Origin of the sequence: Halomonas borealis, assembly GCF_004798905.1 — a bacterium.
In the GTDB taxonomy this organism is placed as follows: Bacteria; Pseudomonadota; Gammaproteobacteria; order Pseudomonadales; family Halomonadaceae; genus Halomonas; species Halomonas borealis.
Map to the genome: position 1 here is coordinate 19922 of NZ_SDMO01000013.1, position 20873 is coordinate 40794.

General features: G+C 67.5%; 21 protein-coding genes. 15 read left to right on the forward strand and 6 right to left on the reverse strand.

Going from position 1 to position 20873, the window contains the following annotated elements; translation table 11 throughout:
- Window positions 1-38: 38 nt before the first annotated feature.
- Together ETC07_RS12480 and ETC07_RS12485 are read right to left on the reverse strand one after the other, a co-directional pair.
- Complete coding sequence (locus ETC07_RS12480) at window positions 39-326, reverse strand: hypothetical protein (protein WP_136248849.1); 288 nt, start codon at window positions 324-326, stop codon at window positions 39-41.
- 62 nt (window positions 327-388) lie between these two features.
- Window positions 389-1987, reverse strand: a complete 1599-nt coding sequence (locus ETC07_RS12485; protein ID WP_136248850.1) for a cation:proton antiporter family protein — start codon at window positions 1985-1987, stop codon at window positions 389-391.
- Between the two features lie 137 nt (window positions 1988-2124).
- On the opposite strand from ETC07_RS12485, the gene yegS reads away from it, so the two are divergent.
- From yegS to ETC07_RS12500, 3 genes are all read left to right on the forward strand, one after another.
- On the forward strand, window positions 2125-3057 hold the full coding sequence (gene yegS, locus ETC07_RS12490; RefSeq protein WP_136248851.1) for a lipid kinase YegS: 933 nt from the start codon (window positions 2125-2127) through the stop codon (window positions 3055-3057).
- A 30-nt stretch (window positions 3058-3087) separates the two neighbouring features.
- Window positions 3088-3516, forward strand: a complete 429-nt coding sequence (locus ETC07_RS12495) for a VOC family protein (RefSeq protein ID WP_136248852.1) — start codon at window positions 3088-3090, stop codon at window positions 3514-3516.
- Between the two features lie 69 nt (window positions 3517-3585).
- The gene (locus ETC07_RS12500) at window positions 3586-4350 is read left to right on the forward strand and encodes a hypothetical protein (RefSeq protein WP_136248853.1); all 765 of its coding nucleotides are present in this window, start codon (window positions 3586-3588) and stop codon (window positions 4348-4350) included.
- A 98-nt stretch (window positions 4351-4448) separates the two neighbouring features.
- Here the strand turns inward: ETC07_RS12500 and ETC07_RS12505 are convergent, their stop codons facing one another.
- Window positions 4449-4652 carry a cold-shock protein gene (locus ETC07_RS12505; protein WP_136248854.1) on the reverse strand — a complete coding sequence of 68 codons (204 nt, stop codon included), beginning with the start codon at window positions 4650-4652 and terminating at the stop codon, window positions 4449-4451.
- 299 nt (window positions 4653-4951) lie between these two features.
- Here ETC07_RS12505 and ETC07_RS12510 point away from each other — a divergent pair, with 299 nt between their 5' ends.
- Together ETC07_RS12510 and ETC07_RS12515 are read left to right on the forward strand one after the other, a co-directional pair.
- Window positions 4952-5377 carry an NINE protein gene (locus tag ETC07_RS12510; protein WP_136248855.1) on the forward strand — a complete coding sequence of 142 codons (426 nt, stop codon included), beginning with the start codon at window positions 4952-4954 and terminating at the stop codon, window positions 5375-5377.
- 9 nt (window positions 5378-5386) lie between these two features.
- Window positions 5387-6031 (forward strand): LysE family translocator, encoded by a 645-nt coding sequence (locus tag ETC07_RS12515; protein WP_136248856.1) that lies wholly within the window; start codon window positions 5387-5389, stop codon window positions 6029-6031.
- A 99-nt stretch (window positions 6032-6130) separates the two neighbouring features.
- On the opposite strand, the gene ETC07_RS12520 is transcribed toward ETC07_RS12515, so the two are convergent.
- A complete protein-coding gene (locus ETC07_RS12520; protein WP_136248857.1) occupies window positions 6131-8083 on the reverse strand; it encodes a transglycosylase SLT domain-containing protein in 1953 nt (650 codons plus the stop codon).
- Window positions 8084-8237: 154 nt separating this feature from the next.
- Between ETC07_RS12520 and ETC07_RS12525 the strand changes: the two genes are divergently transcribed.
- From ETC07_RS12525 to ETC07_RS12555, 7 genes are all read left to right on the forward strand, one after another.
- Window positions 8238-8555, forward strand: coding sequence for a YkvA family protein (locus tag ETC07_RS12525; protein ID WP_136248858.1), 318 nt, complete (start codon window positions 8238-8240; stop codon window positions 8553-8555).
- An 87-nt stretch (window positions 8556-8642) separates the two neighbouring features.
- Window positions 8643-10547: a molecular chaperone HtpG gene (htpG, locus tag ETC07_RS12530; protein WP_136248859.1), complete on the forward strand. Its 1905-nt coding sequence runs from the start codon at window positions 8643-8645 to the stop codon at window positions 10545-10547.
- 370 nt (window positions 10548-10917) lie between these two features.
- Complete coding sequence (locus ETC07_RS12535; protein WP_136248860.1) at window positions 10918-12489, forward strand: Re/Si-specific NAD(P)(+) transhydrogenase subunit alpha; 1572 nt, start codon at window positions 10918-10920, stop codon at window positions 12487-12489.
- 16 nt (window positions 12490-12505) lie between these two features.
- Window positions 12506-13948: an NAD(P)(+) transhydrogenase (Re/Si-specific) subunit beta gene (locus ETC07_RS12540; RefSeq protein ID WP_136248861.1), complete on the forward strand. Its 1443-nt coding sequence runs from the start codon at window positions 12506-12508 to the stop codon at window positions 13946-13948.
- Between the two features lie 107 nt (window positions 13949-14055).
- Window positions 14056-15168, forward strand: coding sequence for an NAD(P)H-dependent glycerol-3-phosphate dehydrogenase (locus ETC07_RS12545; protein ID WP_240724645.1), 1113 nt, complete (start codon window positions 14056-14058; stop codon window positions 15166-15168).
- A complete protein-coding gene (gene sixA / locus ETC07_RS12550; RefSeq protein WP_136248862.1) occupies window positions 15161-15643 on the forward strand; it encodes a phosphohistidine phosphatase SixA in 483 nt (160 codons plus the stop codon). Before ETC07_RS12545 ends, sixA begins: the two co-directional genes overlap by 8 nt.
- A 53-nt stretch (window positions 15644-15696) precedes the next feature.
- A complete protein-coding gene (locus ETC07_RS12555; protein WP_136248863.1) occupies window positions 15697-16017 on the forward strand; it encodes an antibiotic biosynthesis monooxygenase family protein in 321 nt (106 codons plus the stop codon).
- A gap of 75 nt (window positions 16018-16092) precedes the next feature.
- Here the strand turns inward: ETC07_RS12555 and ETC07_RS12560 are convergent, their stop codons facing one another.
- Window positions 16093-17052: an AEC family transporter gene (locus ETC07_RS12560; protein ID WP_136248864.1), complete on the reverse strand. Its 960-nt coding sequence runs from the start codon at window positions 17050-17052 to the stop codon at window positions 16093-16095.
- 356 nt (window positions 17053-17408) lie between these two features.
- Between ETC07_RS12560 and ETC07_RS12565 the strand changes: the two genes are divergently transcribed.
- Genes ETC07_RS12565 through ETC07_RS12575 form a run of 3 tightly spaced genes read left to right on the forward strand, consistent with a single transcriptional unit; the run spans window position 17409 to window position 20156 of the window.
- Entirely contained in the window at window positions 17409-18224 is an 816-nt protein-coding gene (locus tag ETC07_RS12565) for an alpha/beta fold hydrolase (protein ID WP_136248865.1), read from the forward strand.
- The gene (locus ETC07_RS12570; RefSeq protein ID WP_136248866.1) at window positions 18221-19081 is read left to right on the forward strand and encodes an alpha/beta fold hydrolase; all 861 of its coding nucleotides are present in this window, start codon (window positions 18221-18223) and stop codon (window positions 19079-19081) included. The genes ETC07_RS12565 and ETC07_RS12570 overlap by 4 nt, the downstream gene beginning before the upstream one ends.
- Before the next feature lie 13 nt (window positions 19082-19094).
- Window positions 19095-20156: a patatin-like phospholipase family protein gene (locus ETC07_RS12575; protein WP_136248867.1), complete on the forward strand. Its 1062-nt coding sequence runs from the start codon at window positions 19095-19097 to the stop codon at window positions 20154-20156.
- Window positions 20157-20159: 3 nt separating this feature from the next.
- On the opposite strand, the gene ETC07_RS12580 is transcribed toward ETC07_RS12575, so the two are convergent.
- Complete coding sequence (locus ETC07_RS12580; RefSeq protein ID WP_136248868.1) at window positions 20160-20735, reverse strand: Smr/MutS family protein; 576 nt, start codon at window positions 20733-20735, stop codon at window positions 20160-20162.
- Between the last annotated feature and the right edge of the window lie 138 nt (window positions 20736-20873).

Consider the following 20873-nt stretch of genomic DNA (forward strand, 5'->3'; position numbering starts at 1 on the left):
CGGTGTGTCGCGAATGCCGTCGCTCAGCCACCGCTCGGCTAGTTGATCAACCAGCCCAGCACGCTCACGCCAAGGACGATCCAGAGCAGGGCGGCGATCACCGCGCGGCGACGCAGGGCCGAGACGGCCTTGTACAGCAGCCATAGGCCGAGGGCCAGCATCAGCAGGCTGAGCAGGTTGGCGGGGATGCCGAGCGCGCCGGCGATGCCGCCGATGAAGCTGCCGGCGGCGTCATCGAGGCCCTGCAGGCCGGCGCTGAGTGCATCGACGATGAAGCGGATGACATGGCCGAGGGACTGGCCGATGGTGGCGAAGAAATCGTTCATGCGCGGGCAAACTCGAGACGATAGGGCATGGGGCGCGCCATGTTAGCACGCCCGCCGGCGCCTTAACCCAGCCGGCTGGTGCGTGAGGCCAGGCCGGCCTCCTCGGCGGCGTTGTCGGCCAGCGCGCGGCCCGCCTCGTCATAGAGATGGTAGACGGCGTTGGCGCCGAGCTCGCGGATCGGCTCGATCTCCTCGGCGAACTCCACCACCGCGGTGATGCGTCCCGCGAAGCGCCGCGAGCGCAGCTGCCGCAAGGCCGCCAGGTTGCCGGCATGGTGAGGCATGGCCAGCACCACCAGGTGTACCCGTGGCGATATCAGCAGCTTGTCCCAGAACTCCGAGTCGACGGCGTCGCCTTCGAGCACGTTGATGCCCATGGCGGTGAGCCGTTCGATGCTCTTGGGGTTACTGTCGATGCCCAGCACCTGCAGTCCGTATTCCTTCTGCAGGCGGCGATAGACGCCGCGACCGATGCGGCCCATGCCCAGCACCACCGCCTCGGCATCGCCGACCTCGATGGGGCGGTCGCTGGGGGTGAGCGCGTGTTCGTCGATCTCGGGAAGGCGAGGTTCCAGCCAACGATAGAAGCGTTCGCCGACGCCGTTGACCACCGCGGAGGCGGCGAAGCTCAGCGCCACCGCCAGCGACAGCACCACCAGGAAACTCTCCGGAAGCCAGCCGCTGGCGGTGGCGATGGCACCGACGATCAGGCCGAATTCCGAGTAGTTGGTCAGGCTCAGGGCGGTCAGCACCGAGGTGCGGTGGCGCATGCGAAAGCGCATGAAGATTTGCTGATAGAGTAGGCCCTTGAGCGGTAGTGCTAGCACCAGCAGCACGGCCGTGCCGAGCAGCTCCCAGTTGGGCATGGCGGTCAGGCCGAGGCTCAGGAAGAAGCCGACCAGCAGCAGTTCCTTGAGGCTGAACATCGAGCGCGCCAGGGTCTGGGCGGCGGGGTGAGGGGCCAGCAGCATGCCGATGATCAGGGCGCCGAGATCGCCCTTGAGCCCGACCGCCGAGAACAGCGCGTAGCCTAGCACCAGGGCCAGTAGCAGGCCGAACAGCATCTGCATCTCGCCGTGGCCGAGGCGATCGAGCAGCCCGCGCAACGCCGGCGCCAGGGGGATCAGCAGCAACAGGCCCAACGCCCAGGGGCTCGGCAAGGAGCCGGTGGAGGCGCTGAGGAAGACCACCGCGAACAGGTCCTGCATGATCAGCACGCCGATGGCCAGGCGGCCGTAGGCGGTCTGGGTCTCGCTGCGCTTTTCCAGCACCTTGACCACGAACACCGTGCTGGAAAACGACAGTGCGAAGGCGAGCAGCGTCAGGGCCGACCAGCCGGCCTCGTTAAGCAGCGGCAGGCCCAGCCACTTCAGCAGCGCGAGCAGGCCGACCATCGACAACGACGACGCCAGCATGTGCAATGTGGCGCCTCCCCAGACGTCGCGGCGCAGCAGGGTCCTGATGTCGAGCTTGAGGCCGATGCTGAACAGCAAAAGCGTGACGCCGACATCGGCCACCACCTCGAGCGGCGGGGTGATCTGGTAGCCCAGGGCGTTGAGCGCGAAGCCTCCGGCGAGGAAGCCGACCAGTGGCGGAAGCCGCAGGCACATGGCGGCCAGGCCTCCGAGGAAGGCCGCCAGGAGGAAGACCGGTGCGAGCATGACGACTCCCAGTGTCGTAATGGTGGAGAAGACAGTTAGTGTAACGGCGTCATAGAGTGAATGGGACTCATCCATCCAGCCTACCGGCGACGCGTGAAGCGGCCATGACGGTGATCAATGAAAAGGGACATGACAGCATGGTAATGCTGATTCTGAATGGCAAGGCGGCTCAGCTGCCGGCGGTGCGCCAGGCGGTGAAGGCCTGTCGCGAGGCCGGCGCCGAGGTGCGAGTCCAGGTCACCTGGGAGCCGGGCGACGCCGCGCGCATGGCCGAGCGAGCGGGGCGAGAGGGCGTGGCGCGCGTGGTCGCCGGCGGCGGCGATGGCTCGATCAACGAGGTGGTCAACGGCCTGATGCGCCTGCCGCCCGAGGTTCGGCCGGGGCTTGGCCTGCTGCCGCTGGGCACCGCCAACGACCTGGCCTGCTCCCTGGGGCTGCCTCAGGCGCCGCGGGCGGCGCTGCAGGCCGCCTTGACGCTGCCATTGCATGCGGTCGATGTCCCCCGGCTCGACGATCAATACTTCCTCAACATGGCCACCGGCGGATTCGGCGCCGAGATCAGCTCCTCGACGCCCAAGAGCCTCAAGCGGCTGCTCGGTGGCGGGGCCTACTCGTTGTTCGGGGCGCTGAAGGCCTGGCAGTACCAGCCCCGACCGGCGCGGCTACGCTGGGCAGGGGGGGAGCGGCAGGCGTCGTTGTTCGTGCTGGCGCTGGGCAATGGCACCCGCTCCGGTGGCGGCCAGCACCTGACGCCCGGGGCGCGCATCGATGACGGCCTGCTCGACGTGCTGATCCTGCGCGACTTCGCCTCGCTCGGCGACATGGCGACGATGCGTCGTGAACTGCAGCGCCGGCCGAGCGAGGGCGCCTTCGTCGAGACGTTCCGCACGCCGTGGCTCAGCGTCGAGGCGGATAACGATCTGCCGTTGACGCTGGATGGTGAGCCCGGCCACCGCCGAGCCTTCCGGGTCGACCTCGAAGCGGGTGCGCTGTCGTTGGCGATGCCCGATGACTGTCCGCTGCTGTCGGGGCCGGCGGCTGGCCAGCCGGCGTCGGTCGGGGCATCATGAGATCCTTCCTCGACTCATGGAGATTGCCACATGCTGACTCCCTTCCATCTTGCCATGCCGGTCCGTGACCTGGCCGAGGCGCGGCGTTTCTACGGTGAGCTACTCGGCTGCCCCGAGGGTCGCAGCAGCGATAGCTGGATCGATTTCGATCTCTATGGGCACCAGTTCGTCTGCCATCTGGATCCTTCGCTCGGCGAGGCGACTCGCGAGACGCACCGCAACCCGGTGGACGGCCACGGCGTGCCGGTGCCGCACTTCGGCGTGGTGCTGGAGATGGGCGACTGGGAGGCGCTGGTCGACCGGCTCACCGAGGCCGGCATCCGCTTCGAGATCGACCCCTATGTGCGTTTCGCCGGCGAACCCGGCGAGCAGGCCACCATGTTCTTCCTCGACCCCAGCGGTAACGCCATCGAGTTCAAGGCCTTCCGCGACATCGCCGGGCAGCTGTTCGCGCGTTGAGCCCGCCTTGCGGTGCCCGGCGGCCTTTGGTGCAATGACGCCATACACCCATAGAAGAGAAGGAAGGCCATGATCCCCTGGAAACCACTCGCGCTGGTGGTCACGCTTGCCCTGGTCGGTTGCGGCAACGAGGAGGGCGAACCGAGCGATGAGGCCACGCCCACCGGTGATGCCGCGCCCGCCGCCGAGGAGGGGAGCGCCTCCCAGGCCGCCACGACGGCCGAGCCGGATGTCGAGCCCGAGTCGAGTGCCGAGATGCCCGCCGCCGACGAGGCCTCGCCCGAGGGTACCGATGGCTCGGCCGACGACGCCGAGACATCGGTCGATAGCGCCGATTCGCCGGTCGATAGCGCCGACGGCATGTCCGCGGATGCCATGGCGCCGCCGTCCGAGCAGGAGACCGATGCCGAGGTCGAGCAGATCCTGGAGGAGACCGAGAAGCGCTTCGAGGAGGCCACCGAGAATCTCGACAGCCAGTACGAGGAGGTCTCGAAGCAGACTCCGGCCGAAGACGCGGCCGAGGGCGCGACGCTGCCTGAGACGAGCGAGGGAGAGGCCAGCTCGCTGGACGAGGCCCTCGAGCCGTCATCGATGGCAGAGGATGGCATCGCACCGACCTCCGACCCCGAGGTCGAGGCGATCCTCAAGGAGACCGAGCGTCGCTTCGAGGAAGCCAGTCGCAAGATCGAGGAGCAATTCGAGCGTGCCGAGCAGGGTGTGCCGAGCGATATTCGCGAGGCGACCCGCGCCGAGCGAGAAACCGCTGCCGGGCAAGAGGCCGATGTCGAGCCGAACACCGATGCCGAGCAGGATGGCGACAACGCCACACCCTGAGTGGCTCGAACGCCCACGAAAAAGGCCCGCCGTAAGGCGGGCCTTTCTCTTGCCGAGTCACCGGCGGGCCGGCGACTCGTGCATCGTGTCGGTCGAGTTTACTCGGCGCGCACGTTGGAGGCCTGGAGGCCTTTCTTGCCCTGAGTCACGTCGAAGGAGACCTTCTGACCGTCTTGCAGGGACTTGAAGCCTTCAGCCTGAATCTCGGAGAAGTGGACGAAGAGGTCGTCACCGCCGTCTTCCGGCGAGATGAAACCAAAGCCCTTGGTGTCGTTGAACCACTTGACAGTGCCAGTTGCCATTGTCGATTTCCTTAACTAACTAAATATTGGTGCTGGGTCGTATTGGCCGTGCGAACACGGCACGAGCCCGTCGTGCGTGGGCAAGACAAGGAAGAAGTGCGCACCGGGTGCATCGAAAGGAATCGAAGTACAACTGACGACTTTCTACTTGCTAACCTACGCAGCGGATAGTGCATCAGCGCCAGGGTTGCGTCAATATCGTGGCGCAGTGAAACTGGTGCTTCCGCCCGCCAGATCAATGTAGCCACTCAGCTCCCGGGCGTCCAGCGCCCGCCATGGCACCGACGAGACTTTTTTTCATGGAACATACCCGTATCGCCTCTCAGGATACCCACAGCAAGGTCATCGGCTACTTGCTGTGGCTGTTCGGCTTCCTCGGCGCGCATCGTTTCTACTATGGCAAACCGGTCACCGGCACCCTTTGGTTCTTCACCTTCGGGCTGTTGGGCATCGGCTGGTTGATCGACCTGCTGCTGATCCCGTCGATGGATCGCCAGGCCGACCTGCGCTTCCAGGCCGGGCCCACCAACTACACCCTGGCCTGGCTGTTGCTGACCTTCCTGGGCGCCTTCGGCGTGCATCGCTTCTATCTCGGCAAGTGGATCAGCGGACTGATCTATCTGTGTACCCTGGGGTTGTTCGGCCTGGGCGTGCTGTATGATTTCTGGACGCTCAACGACCAGATCTCGATGCGTCACGCCGAGCGTGGCGTGTTCGGCGACTGAGGGCTCATCATGTGGTTCGATGCCCAGTTCTGGCCCTTCCTGGTGGCGATCACCCTGCTCAGCATCACGCCCGGCGTGGATACGCTGCTGGTGATCCGCAATACCACCCGCGGTGGCGTTCGGGATGGCGTGCTGACCAGCCTGGCGATCTGCGCCGGGCTGTTCGTGCATGCTAGCGTCTCGGCGCTGGGGATCTCGTTGATCCTGTTGCAGTCGGCCTGGGCGTTCAGCGCGCTCAAGCTGGCCGGCGCGGCTTACCTGATCTGGCTGGGCCTGGCCAGCCTGGGGGAGGCACGGCGCGGCCAGGGGTTGCCGGTGGGTGCCATGGACGATGCGTATCATCGAGTGCCGGCCTGGCGGCCCCTGCGCGAGGGGCTGTTATCCAATGTGCTCAACCCCAAGACGGTGGTGTTCTACATGGCCTTCCTGCCGCAGTTCATCGGCCCGGGCGATCCGGCCTTGGCCAAGTCACTGTGGCTCGCCGGCGTACACTTCATGATCGCCAATGCCTGGCAGATCGGCGTGGTGTTGCTGGTCGGCCGGGCCGGGCGCTGGCTGGCGAGCCCCAGGCTCGCGCGCTGGCTCAATGGCCTCACCGGCGGGGTGCTGGTGGCCTTCGGCGCCAAGCTGGCGCTGACTCGAGCGCCGGCCTAGCCTGGGCCGGAGGAGACCCGGCCGCCGCCGGTGATGCTAACGACAAGGCCCGCCAAATGGCGGGCCTTGTCGTTGTCGCGAGGCGGGTGCCGGTAGGGCTCAGCGCTTGGCCAGCAGCGAGCCGTCGTACTCGCCCCGGCGTTCCGCCGACGACAGCATCGACACCCCGCGGGTGTCGCCGTCGTTGGCCAGGCTCTCGAAGATCACCCGGTAGGCGAGCACCGCCTGCACGTAGTGACGTGTCTCGCGGAAGGGAATCGTTTCGACGAACAGGTCGAACTGTTGCGGGGCGTCGCGTAGCCAGCGGTCGACCCGGCTGGGGCCGGCATTATAGGCGGCGGTAGCGGCCAGGCGGTTGCCGCGATAGCGCTTGAGCATCTCGCCGATGTAGGCACTGCCCAGGCGGATGTTGACCGACGGCTCGAGGACCCCGTAGGGGCCTGGGTCGTCCATCCCCAAACGTTGGCTGACCTCGCGCGCGGTGCCCGGCATCAGCTGCATCAGGCCGCGAGCGCCGACCGGCGACAGGGCCTCGGGGTTGTAGGCGCTCTCGCGCCGGGCGATGCCCATCAGCAGGTAAGGATCGACGTCATGGCGCCGGCCCCAGTGCAGGAAGTCGTCGCGATAGGCCTCGGGGAAGCGCCACTCCAGGGCGTCCCACAGCTGGGCGGCGATGGTGGTCTGGACCAGGCGGGCGGGCCAGTCGCGGCGGGCCGCATGGTCGGCCATCGCCTTGGCCCGCTCGGGAGTCGCGCGAGCGGCGGCGGCATACCATTCGCTGCTGGCCAGGCCCGGCTCGTCGATGCGCAGCAGCGCCTCGGTGCGGCGCACCGCGGGCAGCCGGGCGATCTCGCGCCGGCTGGCGTCGTCGACCGAGGTGTCGGCCTGGTTCAGGGCATAGGCCTGGCCGAGGCGGTCGGCGGCGGCGAAGCCGTAGAAGTTGCGCTGGTTGGCCGCCCGACCGTAGGCCGCGTCGGCGCCGGCGCTGTCGCCGAGTCTTTCGAGGGCGCGGGCCTGCCAGTATTGCCAGCGGGCCTCCTCGGCCTCGTCCGCGGGCAGGCGGTCGGCCCAGGCCAGCACGCCGGCCCAGTCGCGGTCGCCCAGGGCGACCCGGATACGCAGCACGGTGAGGTCGGTGTCGTCGAGGCGTGGCAGCACGCCGTCGACCCAGTCGCGGTTGGGCGCGACATCGCGCACCAGCGAATAGAAGGCCAGGTCGTGCTCGATGGCGCGACGGTGCTCATCATCGAGGCCCCATTGGGACGCCTGCCGGCGCCAGGTCGTGAGTGCCGCCGCGGTGTCGGCGCGGGTGTAATCATGCATGGCGGCGGCGAACAGGGCGTCGTTGGCCCGGCAGCCCGGGCCGAGACAGGTCGGCAGCCGGTTGACCGCCGAGATGTCGTCATCCAGGCGTGTCAGGGCGGCGCGGGCGCCGTCCCAGTCGTCGCTCAGCTGGCGGCCGAGATAGCTCACCAGCCCCGTCTCGCCGGCCTTCCAGGCCAGGGTGAGGCGCTCCCAAGTCTGCTGCGGACCGATCGCGCCACGGGCGCGCAGGGTGTTGAACAGCGGGTCACAGGCGTCCGGCTGGGAGTGGCCGACCCGCCAAAGCTCGCGGCCGCCTGCGGCGGCGGTGGCCGCATCCTGGCCGAGCAGGGCGGTATAGTAATGGCACCGGCGCTCGGTACCACGCGGTTCGCCGTCGGTCACCGCCAGCAGTGCCGGGTAGCGGCCGGCCTCGCCATAGGCCGAGATGGCCTGCCCGCGCATCCAACCGGCCAGCGGCGAGTCGGCGTGGGCGTCGATGAAGGCCTGCACCTCTCGGGTCGTGGCGCCGGGCAGCCGGGCCTTGAGTCGATGGTAGTCGACGTAGCCGGCCAGTACGTGATCGGTGATGGCGGCCCGGTCGATGGCCTGCCAGTCCTGGTCGCGCGCCGCCTGCAAGGCGTCGCGCATGGCGTCGTCATGGGGCTGTGACTGGGCGATCGTCGGCAGGCACATCAGGGCGGCGGTCAGCAGCGGCTTCCAAGGGACGCGGAATGGAGTCAGGGGCATCGTGTCGCCTCTCGAGGATAATGCGTTGAGCGGACCCACATGGTCGCCGATGGGGCGCCGCTTGAGTAGTGTCGCCTGGGGCCGACGGCTGGCGTCGGGTTCGGATAATCCGCATGCTGTCGTGGTGAGCCCACGATTGGCAAGGAGAACGCCCATGGCCCGCCCCGATGGTTCCCCGCCGCTGACTCGCCTGAAGCGTCGCGCCGGTGTCTTCCTGCGCATGCGGCGTGCCCTGCGCTGGTTTCCGCCGATGCTGTCGGATGTGCTGCGTGGCTGCTACCGGCCGGTGCCCTGGCCGGCGCTGGGCTGGATGCTGGCGGCCCTGGCATATCTGCTCTCGCCGCTGGACCTGGTGCCGGACATGTTGATGGCGGTGGGGCTGATGGACGACGCGATGGTCGTCGGCTGGTTGCTGACCCGGGTGGATCGCGCCCTGGATGACTATCGAGTCTGGCGCGAAGATAACGGTTGAAAAACCGTCGCCGGTCCCCATATCGACGTTAACCAAGCCATTGGTGGCCTCGCCACCGCCGAACCGTCGACAAGGGGTCCGAAAGACATGACCACAGCCACCCGTGAAGAGACTCTCGGCTTCCAGACCGAGGTCAAGCAGCTGCTCCAGCTGATGATCCATTCCCTATATTCCAACCGGGAGATCTTCCTGCGCGAGCTGATCTCCAACGCCGCGGATGCCTGCGACAAGCTGCGCTACCAGGCGCTGGACAACGATGCCATCTTCGAAGGCGACAGCGAGTTGCGCATCGAGATCGAGCACGATGCCGAGGCGGGCACCGTCACGCTGCGCGACAACGGGGTCGGCATGACCCGCGACGAGGTGATCGAGAACCTCGGTACCATCGCGCGCAGCGGCACCGCCGAATTCCTCCAGCAGCTCTCCGGTGAACAGCAGAAGGACGCGCGGCTGATCGGCCAGTTCGGCGTCGGTTTCTATTCCTCGTTCATCGTCGCCGACGAGGTCACGGTGCGTACCCGCAAGGCCGGTACCGAGCAGGACGCAGGCGTCGAGTGGCATTCCAAGGGCGAGGGCGAGTTCAGCGTCGCCGACACCGAGCGTCAGGCGCACGGCACCGAGATCGTCCTGCATCTCAAGGAAGACGCCGGCGAGTTCGCCGACGACTCGCGCCTGCAGAACCTGGTGCGCAAGTACTCCGATCACATCGAAGTGCCGGTACGCATGCCCAAGGTCGAGCAGGCCCGCGACGAGGAAGGCAACGAGATCGAAGGCGGCGAGACCGTCAGCTGGGAGACCGTCAACGAAGCCACCGCGCTGTGGGTGCGTCCCAAGAGCGAGCTCTCCGAGGACGAGTACAAGGCCTTCTACAAGCACGTCGCCCACGACTTCTCGGACCCGCTGACCTGGAGCCACAACAAGGTCGAGGGCAAGCTCGAATACACTAGCCTGCTCTACGTACCGGGCCGCGCCCCGTTCGATCTCTATGAGCGCGATGGCGCCCGTGGCGTGAAGCTCTACGTACAGCGCGTGTTCATCATGGACGACGCCGAGCAGTTCCTGCCGCTCTACCTGCGCTTCGTGAAGGGCGTGCTGGACACCCGCGACCTGTCGCTCAACGTCTCCCGCGAGCTGCTGCAGCAGGATCCGCAGGTCGAGAAGATCAAGAGCGCGCTGACCAAACGTTCGCTGGACATGCTCAAGAAGCTGGCCAAGGACGACGAGGGCTACCAGACCTTCTGGAACACCTTCGGCAGCGTGCTCAAGGAAGGCCCGGCGGAAGACCACGCCAACCGCGAGAAGATCGCCGGCCTGCTGCGCTTCTCCACCACCCACACCGACAGTGCCACCCAGGATCAGTCGCTGGCCGACTACATCGGGCGCATGAAGGAAGGCCAGGAGAAGATCTACTACATCGTCGCCGACGGCTTCAACGCCACCAAGTCGAGCCCGCATCTGGAGATCTTCCGCAAGAAGGGCATCGAGGTCCTGCTGCTCCACGATCGCATCGACGAGTGGCTGATGAGCCACCTCACCGAGTTCGACGGCAAGTCGTTCGTCGACGTGGCGAAGGGTGACCTGGATCTCGGCGAGGTCGAGGACGAGGACGAGAAGAAGGCCCAGGAAGAGACCGCCAAGGCCAAGGAAGACCTGGTCAAGCGCGTCAAGGAGGCCCTGGGTGACGACATCCAGGAGGTCAAGGTGACTCACCGCCTGACCGACTCCCCGGCCTGCGTGGTGTTGCCCGAGCACGAGATGGGCTACCAGATGCGCCGCATCATGGAAGCCGCCGGTCAGCCGATGCCCGAAGTCAAGCCGATCCTCGAGCTCAACCCCGAGCACGCCCTGGTGGCGCGCCTCGAGAGTGTCGAGGGCGATGGCTTCAACGACCTGTCTCGGATCCTGCTCGACCAGGCGATCATCGCCGAGGGCGGCAGCCTCGATGACCCGGCGGCCTACGTCAAACGCCTGAACACGCTGCTCAGCGCCTGACACAAGCCGGGCCGCGCCCGCTGGCTCTGTCTTCGCCGGCCGCCCTTCGGGGCGGCCTCGACCGTGCGTCGATCACCTTATGGGGTGGTCGGCGCATTTTTCTTGCGTTCCTCTTGGCATGCTCGTCGAGGGCGCTGCGGCCAAGCGCCAAGATACCTGTTCGCATCATGTAGGCCGGTATAGCGCCTTCCATTGCTTTACCTTGACGTTAACGTTAGTAGTGACGACTTATTTTTCAATAACATATCGTTTCCGACAGCCATGATGTCATCCCCGGCATGCGGGTTGAGATTCTGTGTCGGCTAGGCAAGACTGTTTCGTCCGGGTTATACACAAGTTCAATACGAAAACGTCAATCGGGAGATCCAACGTGAAGATTGGTGCACCCAAGGAGAGTGTGCCGGGGGAGGCGCGTGTCGCGCTGACCCCGGAGAGCGCCCTGTCGATACAGAAGCTGGGACACGAGTGCTGGGTCGAGGCCGGTGCCGGCGTGGCCGCCGGCTTCGATGATGCGGCCTACCGCGAAGCCGGCGTGACCGTCGTCGAAGGCGCCAAGGCCCTGTGGGACGCGGCCGAGGTGGTGATCAAGGTCCGCGAGCCCTCCGAGGAGGAGGCTGGCTACCTGCGCGGCGACCAGACCCTGATCTCGTTCTTCTGGCCGGCCCAGAACGAGGCGCTGCTCGAGCAGTGTCGCGATACCGGCGCCAGCGTCATCGCCATGGACATGGTGCCGCGTATCTCGCGGGCCCAGAAGATGGATGCCCTGTCGTCCACCGCCAATATCGCCGGCTATCGTGCGGTGATCGAGGCCGGCAACAACTTCGGACGCTTCTTCACCGGCCAGGTCACCGCCGCGGGCAAGGTTCCGCCGGCCAAGGTGCTGGTGGTCGGCGCCGGCGTCGCCGGGCTGTCCGCCATCGGCACCGCGACCAGCCTCGGTGCCGTGGTGCGGGCCTTCGACGTGCGCCCGGAAGTTGCCGAGCAGATCGAATCGATGGGCGCCGAGTTCCTGTTCCTCGATTTCGAGGACAGCCAGGACGGTGCCGAGACCGGTGGCTATGCGTCGCCCTCGAGCCCGGAGTTTCGCGAGAAGCAGCTCGAGTTGTTCCGCGCCCAGGCGCCCGAGATCGACATCGTCATCACCACCGCGCTGATTCCCGGGCGGCCCTCGCCCAAGCTGTGGCTCGAGGACATGGTCAAGGCCATGAAACCGGGTTCGGTGGTGGTCGACCTGGCCGCCGAGAAGGGTGGCAACTGTGACCTGACGGTGCCCGACGAGCGCGTCGTCAGCGACAACGGGGTGGTCATCGTCGGTTACACCGACTTCCCGTCGCGCATGGCGACCCAGTCATCGCTGCTCTACGCCACCAACATCCGTCACATGCTGACCGATCTGACGCCCGAGAAGGACGGCAAGATCGAGCACGACATGGAAGACGATGTCATCCGTGGCTCCACCGTGACCCACCAGGGCGACATCACCTTCCCGCCGCCGCCGCCCAAGGTGCAGGCGATCGCCTCGGCCAAGCCGAAGCCGAAGGAGCCCGAGCCCACGCCGGAAGAGAAGAAGGCCGCCGAACACGCCGCCTTCGTGGCCCAGAGCAAGCGCCAGGTGACACTGCTGGGCGTCGGCGGCGCGCTGATGCTGCTGCTCGGCCAGGTGGCGCCGGCGTCGTTTATGTCGCACTTCATCGTCTTCGTCCTGGCCTGCTTCGTGGGCTTCCAGGTGATCTGGGGCGTCAGCCACTCGCTGCATACCCCGTTGATGGCGGTGACCAATGCCATCTCCGGCATCATCGTGCTCGGCGCGGTGCTGCAGATCGGCTCCGGGAGTTTCCTGGTGAGCCTGCTCGCCGGTATCTCGGTGCTGATCGCCACCATCAACATCGTGGGGGGCTTCCAGGTCACGCGCCGTATGCTCGCCATGTTCCAGAAATCCTGAGGCCGGAGAACGATCAATGTTGGGACAAGGTTTCGTATCTGCCGCCTCGATCGCGGCAAGCGTACTCTTCATCCTCTCGCTGGGAGGGTTGAGTAACCAGGAAAAGGCCAAGCGTGCCGTCTGGTACGGCATCATCGGCATGGCCGTGGCGGTGTTCTTCACCTCTCTCGGGCCGGGCATCGGTGGCTACTGGTGGATGCTGCCGATGATGGCCATCGGTGCCGCCATCGGCGTCTATCTGGCCAAGAAGGTCGAGATGACCGAGATGCCGCAGCTGGTGGCGGCACTGCATAGCTTCGTCGGCCTGGCGGCGGTATTCGTCGGCCTCAATGCCGACCTGGAGCGGCGTCGGGTGCTGGCCGCGCAGCTCGCCGAGCAGGGCAGCGAGGGCTTCTCGGCCTTCGCCGCGCTGGTGGCGCATAAGACCCCGGCCGAGCTCACCTTCCTGCAGGTCGAGGTGGTGCTGGGCGTGTTCATCGGCGCGGTGACCTTCACAGGCTCGGTGGTCGCCTTCGGCAAGCTGGCCGGCAAGGTCGACGGCAAGCCGCGTCAGCTGCCCGGTGGCCACCTGCTGAATGCCGCCGCCGCGGGGCTATCGCTGCTGCTGGCGATCCTCTACCTCAACGGCGCGGGCGTCTGGTCGCTGCTGTTGCTGGCGCTGTTGGCCTTCTTCATCGGCTATCACCTGATCATGGGTATCGGCGGCGCCGACATGCCGGTGGTGGTGTCGATGCTCAACAGCTACTCCGGTTGGGCGGCGGCGGCCATCGGCTTCACGCTGTCCAATGATCTGCTGATCGTCACCGGCGCGCTGGTGGGCTCCTCCGGTGCCATCCTCTCCTACATCATGTGCAAGGCGATGAACCGCAACTTCGTCAGCGTGATCCTGGGGGGCTTCGGCGGCAGCCAGGGTCCGGCGGCGGAGATCGAGGGCGAACAGGTCGCCATCGACACCGGCGGCGTGGCCAGTGCCCTGAATGATGCCGACAGCGTGATCATCGTGCCGGGCTATGGCATGGCGGTGGCCCAGGCACAGAATGCGGTCAGCGAGCTGACCCGCAAGCTGCGCAGTGCCGGCAAGGAGGTGCGTTTCGGCATCCACCCGGTCGCCGGTCGCCTGCCGGGGCACATGAACGTGCTGCTGGCCGAGGCGAGGGTGCCCTACGACATCGTGCTCGAGATGGACGAGATCAACGACGATTTCGCCAGCACCGACGTGGTGATCGTCATCGGCTCCAACGACATCGTCAACCCGGCCGCCGAGGAAGACCCCAACAGCCCCATCGCCGGCATGCCGGTATTGAAGGTCTGGGAGTCCAAGCAGGTGTTCGTCTGCAAGCGTGGCCAGGGTACCGGCTATTCAGGCATCGAGAATCCGCTGTTCTTCAAGGACAACACGCGGATGCTCTATGGCGATGCCCGCTCGAGCATCGACACTCTGGTGCCGATGATCGACTGAATGGCCTGAGGGCCGGCCAGACCGGCCCGAGTCGCGCCTCTACGACGCCCCCTGACGGGGGCGTTTTTCGTTACAATTGCCCGACCACTTCCAGTCTCGGGGCGACCATGTCCGACGATCAAAGCCTTGATCGCAATACGCGTGATCACCACAACGATGATCGCAGCCACCGGGTGGCGGTGCTCGGGGGCGGCAGCTTCGGCACCGCCCTGGCGAGCATTGCCGCCGATAACGGCTTCGAGGTGCGCCAATGGCTGCGCGATCCCGCCCTGGTCGAGCAGATCAACCGCGAGCATCGCAACGACCGCTATCTGCCCGGCCATGCCATCAATCCTGCGGTGCAGGCCTCGAGTGCCTTCGAGGAAGTGCTGCCGGGCGCCGGCCTGGTGCTGGTGGCCATTCCCTCCCAGGCCTTCCGAGCGGTGGTCCGCCAGGCGCGCCCCTGGCTGGATGCCGAGCAGATCCTGGTCAGCACCACCAAGGGCATCGAGGAGGCGGGCTTCAAGCTGATGAGCCGCCTTCTCGAGGAGGAGAGCGGCTTCCCGCATATCGGCGTGCTCTCCGGCCCCAACCTGGCCACCGAAGTCGCCGAGCGCCAGCTCACCGCCACGGTGATCGCCAGCGACGACGCCTTGACCCGCACCCGGGTTCAGGCCGCGTTGGGTTGCGACTACTTCCGCGTCTATGCCAGCAACGACCGTTACGGGGTCGAGCTAGGTGGCGCGCTCAAGAACGTCTATGCCATCGCCGCCGGCATGGCCGCGGCGCTGGGTATGGGTGAGAACACCCGTAGCATGTTGATGACCCGAGCACTGGCCGAGATGAGCCGCTTCGCCGTCTCCCAGGGGGCCAACCCCATGACCTTCCTGGGGCTGGCCGGCGTGGGCGATCTGATCGTGACCTGCTCGTCGAGCCGCTCGCGTAATTATCGGGTCGGCTTCGCGCTGGGCGAGGGGCGTACGCTCGACGAGGCCATCGACGCGCTGGGCCAGGTCGCCGAGGGCGTCAATACCGTGCGCCTGGTGCGCGACAAGTCCCGCGATGAGGGCGTGTACATGCCCATCGCCGAGGGACTCTATCAGGTGTTGTTCGGGGGCGTGCCGGCCCGCGAGATGGCACGTTTGTTGATGCGCAACGAGCAGAGCAGCGACGTCGAGTTCGTGCTTTCCCGCGAGGACGTTCAGCAAGACCAACGCGACAGCGGAGCCCCGAATGAGTGAGCCACTGCTGATCATGCGCCATGGCGAAGCCGCGGCGGGCCGCCCCGATCCCGACCGTGAGCTGACCGCGCGAGGCCTTGATGAGGTTGCCCGCATGGGCGCCTGGCTGGCCGGGCGCGATGATCTGGACATGGCGCGATTGCGGCTGGTGGCGAGCCCGTATCGGCGGGCCCAGCAGACCGCCGAGCGGGTGGGCGAGGCGCTCGGCGTGCCGGTGGAGACGCTGTCCTTCATCACCCCGGATGATCCGCCCGGGGCGGTGGTCGACTGGCTGCTCGGCGAGGACGACGATCGCCCGTTGATGCTGGTCGCTCACATGCCGCTGGTCGGCGCCTTGACCGGCTTGCTGGTCGAGGGCCGCGAGGATCGTGGCCTGGGCTTTCCCGCCGCCGCCGTCGCCGAGCTCGCGGCCGAGGTGCGTGCCGCCGGCTGTTCGCGGCTGGCGCGCTTCATCGCTCCCGCCGATCTCGCCTGAGGCGACGGTTCCCTGAGTGGCGCCTGAGAGCGCTCTTCGCAAGAGGCATCGAGATGAGCTATATCGTCAATAACCGCATCCATGTGAACCCTGGCTTCGAGGACGCCTTCGAGGCGCGCTTCCGCGCCCGAGCCGGGCAGATCGACCAGCAGCCGGGCTTCGTCGCCATGCGCGTGCTGCGCCCCCAGGGCAACCAGGCCCCCTATGTGGTGGAGACCGAGTGGCAGAACCAGGACGCCTTCCGCGCCTGGGTGGGCAGCGATGACTTCAAGCGGGCCCACGCCAACCCGCTGCCGCCGGAAGCCACCGCCGAGGGCGGCGGCATCGAGCAGTTCGAGGTGGTCGAGGGGACCGTGGCCGGCGTCGAACGCTGATCCGCTGCTCCTGACCCTTGCAACGACGACGGCGCCCCGTGGGGCGCCGTCGTCGTATAGCGCGTGGCGACTCGGCTAGATCAGCCCGGCCAGGCGCAGGGCGAAGACCCCCAGGGTCACGGTGACGCTGGCCATCAGCGTGGTCATGGCGATGATGTTGGCGGTCAGCGTCTCGTCGTTGCCCATGGCCTTGGCCATCACGAAGGCCGCCGCCGCCGTGGGGCTGGCGAAGAACAGGAACATCACCCCCAGCGCCGGGCCGGTGAAGCCCGCCACCACCGCCAGCAGGGTCGCGACCGCGGGCACCACCACCATCTTGGCCAGGCTCGCGCTGAGGGTGGTGCGATAGCCCTGTTTGAGGGCGCGGGTGGAGAGGGTGGCGCCGATGCAGATCAGCGCCAGGGGCAGGGTAAGCGAGGCGAAGTAGTCCCCGGTGGTGGTGAGCCAGGTGGGCAGTGGCACCGTGAAGACCGCGAAGGGACTGGCCGCGACCACGGACAGGATCAGTGGGTTGGTGGCGATATGGCGGACGATGTGGCCCCAGTCGACGCCCTTGTCGCCTTCCTCGCGGGGCTGATAGGCCGCCAGCACGATCACCGACAGCACGTTGTAGGTTAGGATCACCACGCCGAGCAGCAGCCCGCCCAGCGACAGCCCCTCGTCACCGTACATGCCCGCGGCCAGGGCCAGCCCGACGATCCCGCAGTTGCCGCGGAAGGCGCCCTGGACATAGACGCCGCGCAACGGGCGCCGTACCCGCAGCAGGGCCCAGCCCCAGGCCGCGGCGAAGCTTGCCAGGGTAGCCAGGGCGAAGAAGCCCAGCATCCAGGGATCGAGGGTCGCCTCGAGATCGGCGTCGGCCAGGCTGAAGAAGAGCATCGCCGGCAGGGTGGCGCGAAACACCAGCTTCGATGCCGTGTTGACGAAGGCCTGGTCGATCCAGCGCCAGCGCTTCAGGCCGATGCCGATGAACACCATGGCGAACACCGGCAGGGTGATGTTGAGCGTCGAGAGGAAGATGTCGATCAATGACATGCGCGTGTCCTGAGGGGCGGGCAGTGACGGTGCGAGCCCGTGGAAGGCATGGGCCGGCTGCTGCAACGTTAGGCGAAAATCGGCACGGCGCCCATGGTAGGGGGGCGCCCGCTATCGAGGGTGGCAGCGGGTAGCCTCGGCGGTGGGCGCCCTCAGCGGGCCAGCCACAGGCCGATGACCACGGCGGCGATCACGGTGGTGAAGAACAGGCGGTTGCGCAGGCGGGTATCGCGGGGCGGCTTGGGTGAGGACACACAGGACTCCGTTGAGTGGGTAGCGGAAAGACGACTTGGCGCCTTATGGTATTCCCATTAGCCTGCTACCACCACTCGTGTCCCTTCCCACTGGATGATGCCATGCGACGAACCGTCCCCGACGCTCCCCAGCCGTTGGTCTTCGCCCACGCCAACGGTTTCCCGGGCCGCAGCTACCGAAGCCTGTTGACGCCGCTGGCCGAGCGCTTCGATCTCCATTCCCTGGATCGGCTCGGCCATCACCCCGACTTTCCTGTCGGCCACAACTGGCTGGCCCTGCGAGATGAGTTGCTCGACTATCTGGCAGGGTTCGATGCCCCGGTGATCGGCGTCGGGCATTCCATGGGGGGAGTGCTGATGGCGATGGCCGCAGAGCAGGCACCCGAGCGCTTCCGCTGCGTGGTGATGCTCGACCCACCGCTGATGCTGGGCCTCGACGCCCTGGCGATGAAGGCGGTCAAGCGGCTGGGGCTGGCCGATCGCTTCACGCCGGCAGGACGTACCCTCGGGCGGCGCGACAGCTGGTCGAGCGCCACGGCGATGCGTGACTACCTGCGCCAGCGGCGGCTGTTTCGTCACTTCACCGACCAGGCCCTGGACGATTACGTGGAGGGCGGCACCCGAACCCTGGACGACGGGCGCGTGGTCTTGCTCTTCGACCCCGATATCGAGGTCGCCGTGTTCCGTCACCTGCCCGATCACCTGGACGAGTTGCCCGATCTGTTGCGAGTGCCGGTCGGGGTGCTGGCCGGTGGGGAATCCGATCTGCTGACCCCGCATCGTTGCCGCCGCCTGCGGCGCCGTGGGGTGCGCATCGCCGAGGTGCCGGGCGGCCATATGTTCCCCATGGAGCATCCGGATGCCACCCGGCAGGCCCTGACGTCGCTGCTCGATGACCTGCTCGAGGCAGGGACATGAGCGCGCCGGAGTCCCTGCGACTGGCCGATGGGCGACTTGCCGCGCTGGCCTGGGGCGAGGCGTCGGCGCCGACCTGGCTGGCGCTGCACGGCTGGCTGGACAACGCCGCCAGTTTCTCGCGGCTTGCCCCGTTGCTGGTCGAGCGCTTGGGGATTCGCATCGTGGCGCTGGACTTCGCCGGCCACGGTCATTCCGCGCCGCTGCCGGGCGAGGCCGACGTCGCGATATGGGACTACTGTCACGACGTCCTCGATGCTCAGGACGCGCTGGGCCTCGAGTGCTCGACGCTGCTCGGTCATTCGATGGGCGCGGGGGTGGCCTGCCTCCTGGCCGCCGCATTCCCGGAGCGCGTCGCGGCCTTGCCGCTGATCGATGGCCTGGGCGTGCTGACCACCGAGGCCGACGATACCCCGACGCAGTTACGCAAGGGCTTGCGCGCCCATCGTCGGGCGATCTCCGGGGCGCCACGCTATCCTGATGAAAAGAGCGCCGTGGCGGCTCGAGTGGCGGGCGGCGTCACGCCGATCGACGCCGCGACTGCCGGCCCGCTGGTGCGGCGGAACCTGGCGACGGAGGCGGATGGCCGGGTGCGACTGCGCACGGATCCGCGCCTGCTGCGAGCATCGCCGGTACGCTTCACCCCCGCTCAGGCGACGGCCATGCTGGCGGCGATCCGCTGCCCGGTCCTCTGTGTGGAGGGCGAGGCGGGCATCCTCGGCGATCGGCCGCGGGCATGCCAGGCGCGGGCCGCGGTGCACGATCTGCGGCGACGAGTGTTACCGGGTGGGCATCATCTGCACCTGGAACCGGCGCGGGTGGCGGCGGTGGCCGATGCCCTCGTGGCCGGCCAGGCATGACGGGAGGCGAACGATGAATGCGAGGCAGGGCAGCGGGCAAGGGAAGCGGGTCTCGCTGACGCTGGGTAGCGGCGGCGCCCGAGGCTACGCCCATATCGGCGTGATCGAGGAACTCGAGGCGCGCGGCTATGAGGTGGTAGCGCTGTCGGGCTGCTCCATGGGGGCGCTGGTCGCGGGGGTCTACGCGGCGGGCCAGCTCGATCGCTATCGCGACTGGGTCTGCCGGCTCGACTATTTCGATGTGTTGCGCCTGGTGGATGTCTCCTGGAGCCCGATGGGCGCCATGCGGGCCAGCAAGGTCATGGGCAAGCTCGATGAGCTGGTCGGCGACATTCGCCTCGAGGACCTGCCGATCCCGGTGACCACCGTGGCCACCGACATGACGCGCCAACGCGAGGTGTGGTTCCAGCAAGGGCCGCTGCTGGAGGCGATTCGTGCCTCCATCGCCGTGCCCGGGGTGATCACCCCGGTCTATCGCGGCGACCAGGTGCTGGTCGATGGTGGGCTGCTCAATCCTCTGCCGATCATGCCCACCGTCTCGAGCCGGGCCGATCTGGTGATGGCGGTCAACGTCACCGCCCAGAGCTCGCAGCCGGTCTCGCTGGAAGCCTTGCTGCCGCCGGACCAGGTCGTCGAAGAGCAGGCGCGGGAGGTGGCCCGCGACAAGGGAGCCGTGGACTTCGCAGGCTGGATGGAAGGCGTGCGTGGGGCCACTCGACGGCTGTTCGGCAGCGGCGTCGAGGTCGAGGACGACGAGGGTGACAAGGCCGATCGCGGTCGTCGTGCCTGGGGGCGGCTGGACATGATCCTGGCCTCCTTCGATATCACCCAGGGGGCGCTGGCCAAGTACAAGGTGGCCGGCTACCCGCCGGACGTGTTGATCGAGGTGCCGAAGACCGTCTGTGGGGCCTACGAGTTTCATCGCGCCGAGGCGTTGATCGCCCTGGGGCGGCACCTGGCGCGGGAGGCGCTGGACCGTCACGAGCGGGGCTTCGATCAGGCCTCGGAGCCGACGTTGGCACAGCCCCACACGGCGCCCGAGGGCGTCGCGGACGGGCGTGGCGAAGAGGCGTAGCGCCTAGCGGCCGTCGCGCCGGCGGCGCAGCATCAGGTAGACCGCGCCGGTGCCACCATCGCTCTCGGTGGCCGAACAGAAGGCCAGCACGTTGGGCCACTCACGCAGCCAGGCGTTGACGTGGCTCTTGATCACCGGGTAATCGGCCTGGCCGCCCCAGGCCTTGCCGTGCACCACCAGTACGCAGCGGGCTCGCTGGGCCGCCGCATCGGCCAGGAAGGCTTCCAGCTCGGCCCTGGCCTCTTCCAGCGTATAGCCGTGCAGGTCGAGGCCCGCTTCCCAGGCGATCTGGCCGCGCTTGAGCTGCTGGCGCTCGCGGTAGGGCAGGTCGGGGAGGGCGAAGTCGAGGTATTCCGATGGGCGGACCGCCTCCACGCGGCCATCGGAGGTGCGCCCGGTCGCGGTGTCCTCGCCGGCCGTGGTGGCGGCCTCGCGTCGGGCCCGGGCCGAGTCGTCGCTGCGACGGGGGCGCCCCGGGTCGGCGCGGTTGCTGTGTAGCGGACGCACGCCGGCCTCGCTCAGGGCCTGGCGGAAAGCGCTGATATCGTCGTCATCGGGGCGGTGGCGGCGTCGGCTCATGGGGCTCTCTGGCGGTGGTGAAGCGGATGGTGGAAACGGGCGTGATGGCGTCACGCCGGCCCGGCGAGCGCCTCTCGAGCCATCCGAGTATACCGGCCCTGACGTGGCTGTGAACCGCCGCCGCGGGTACAATCATTG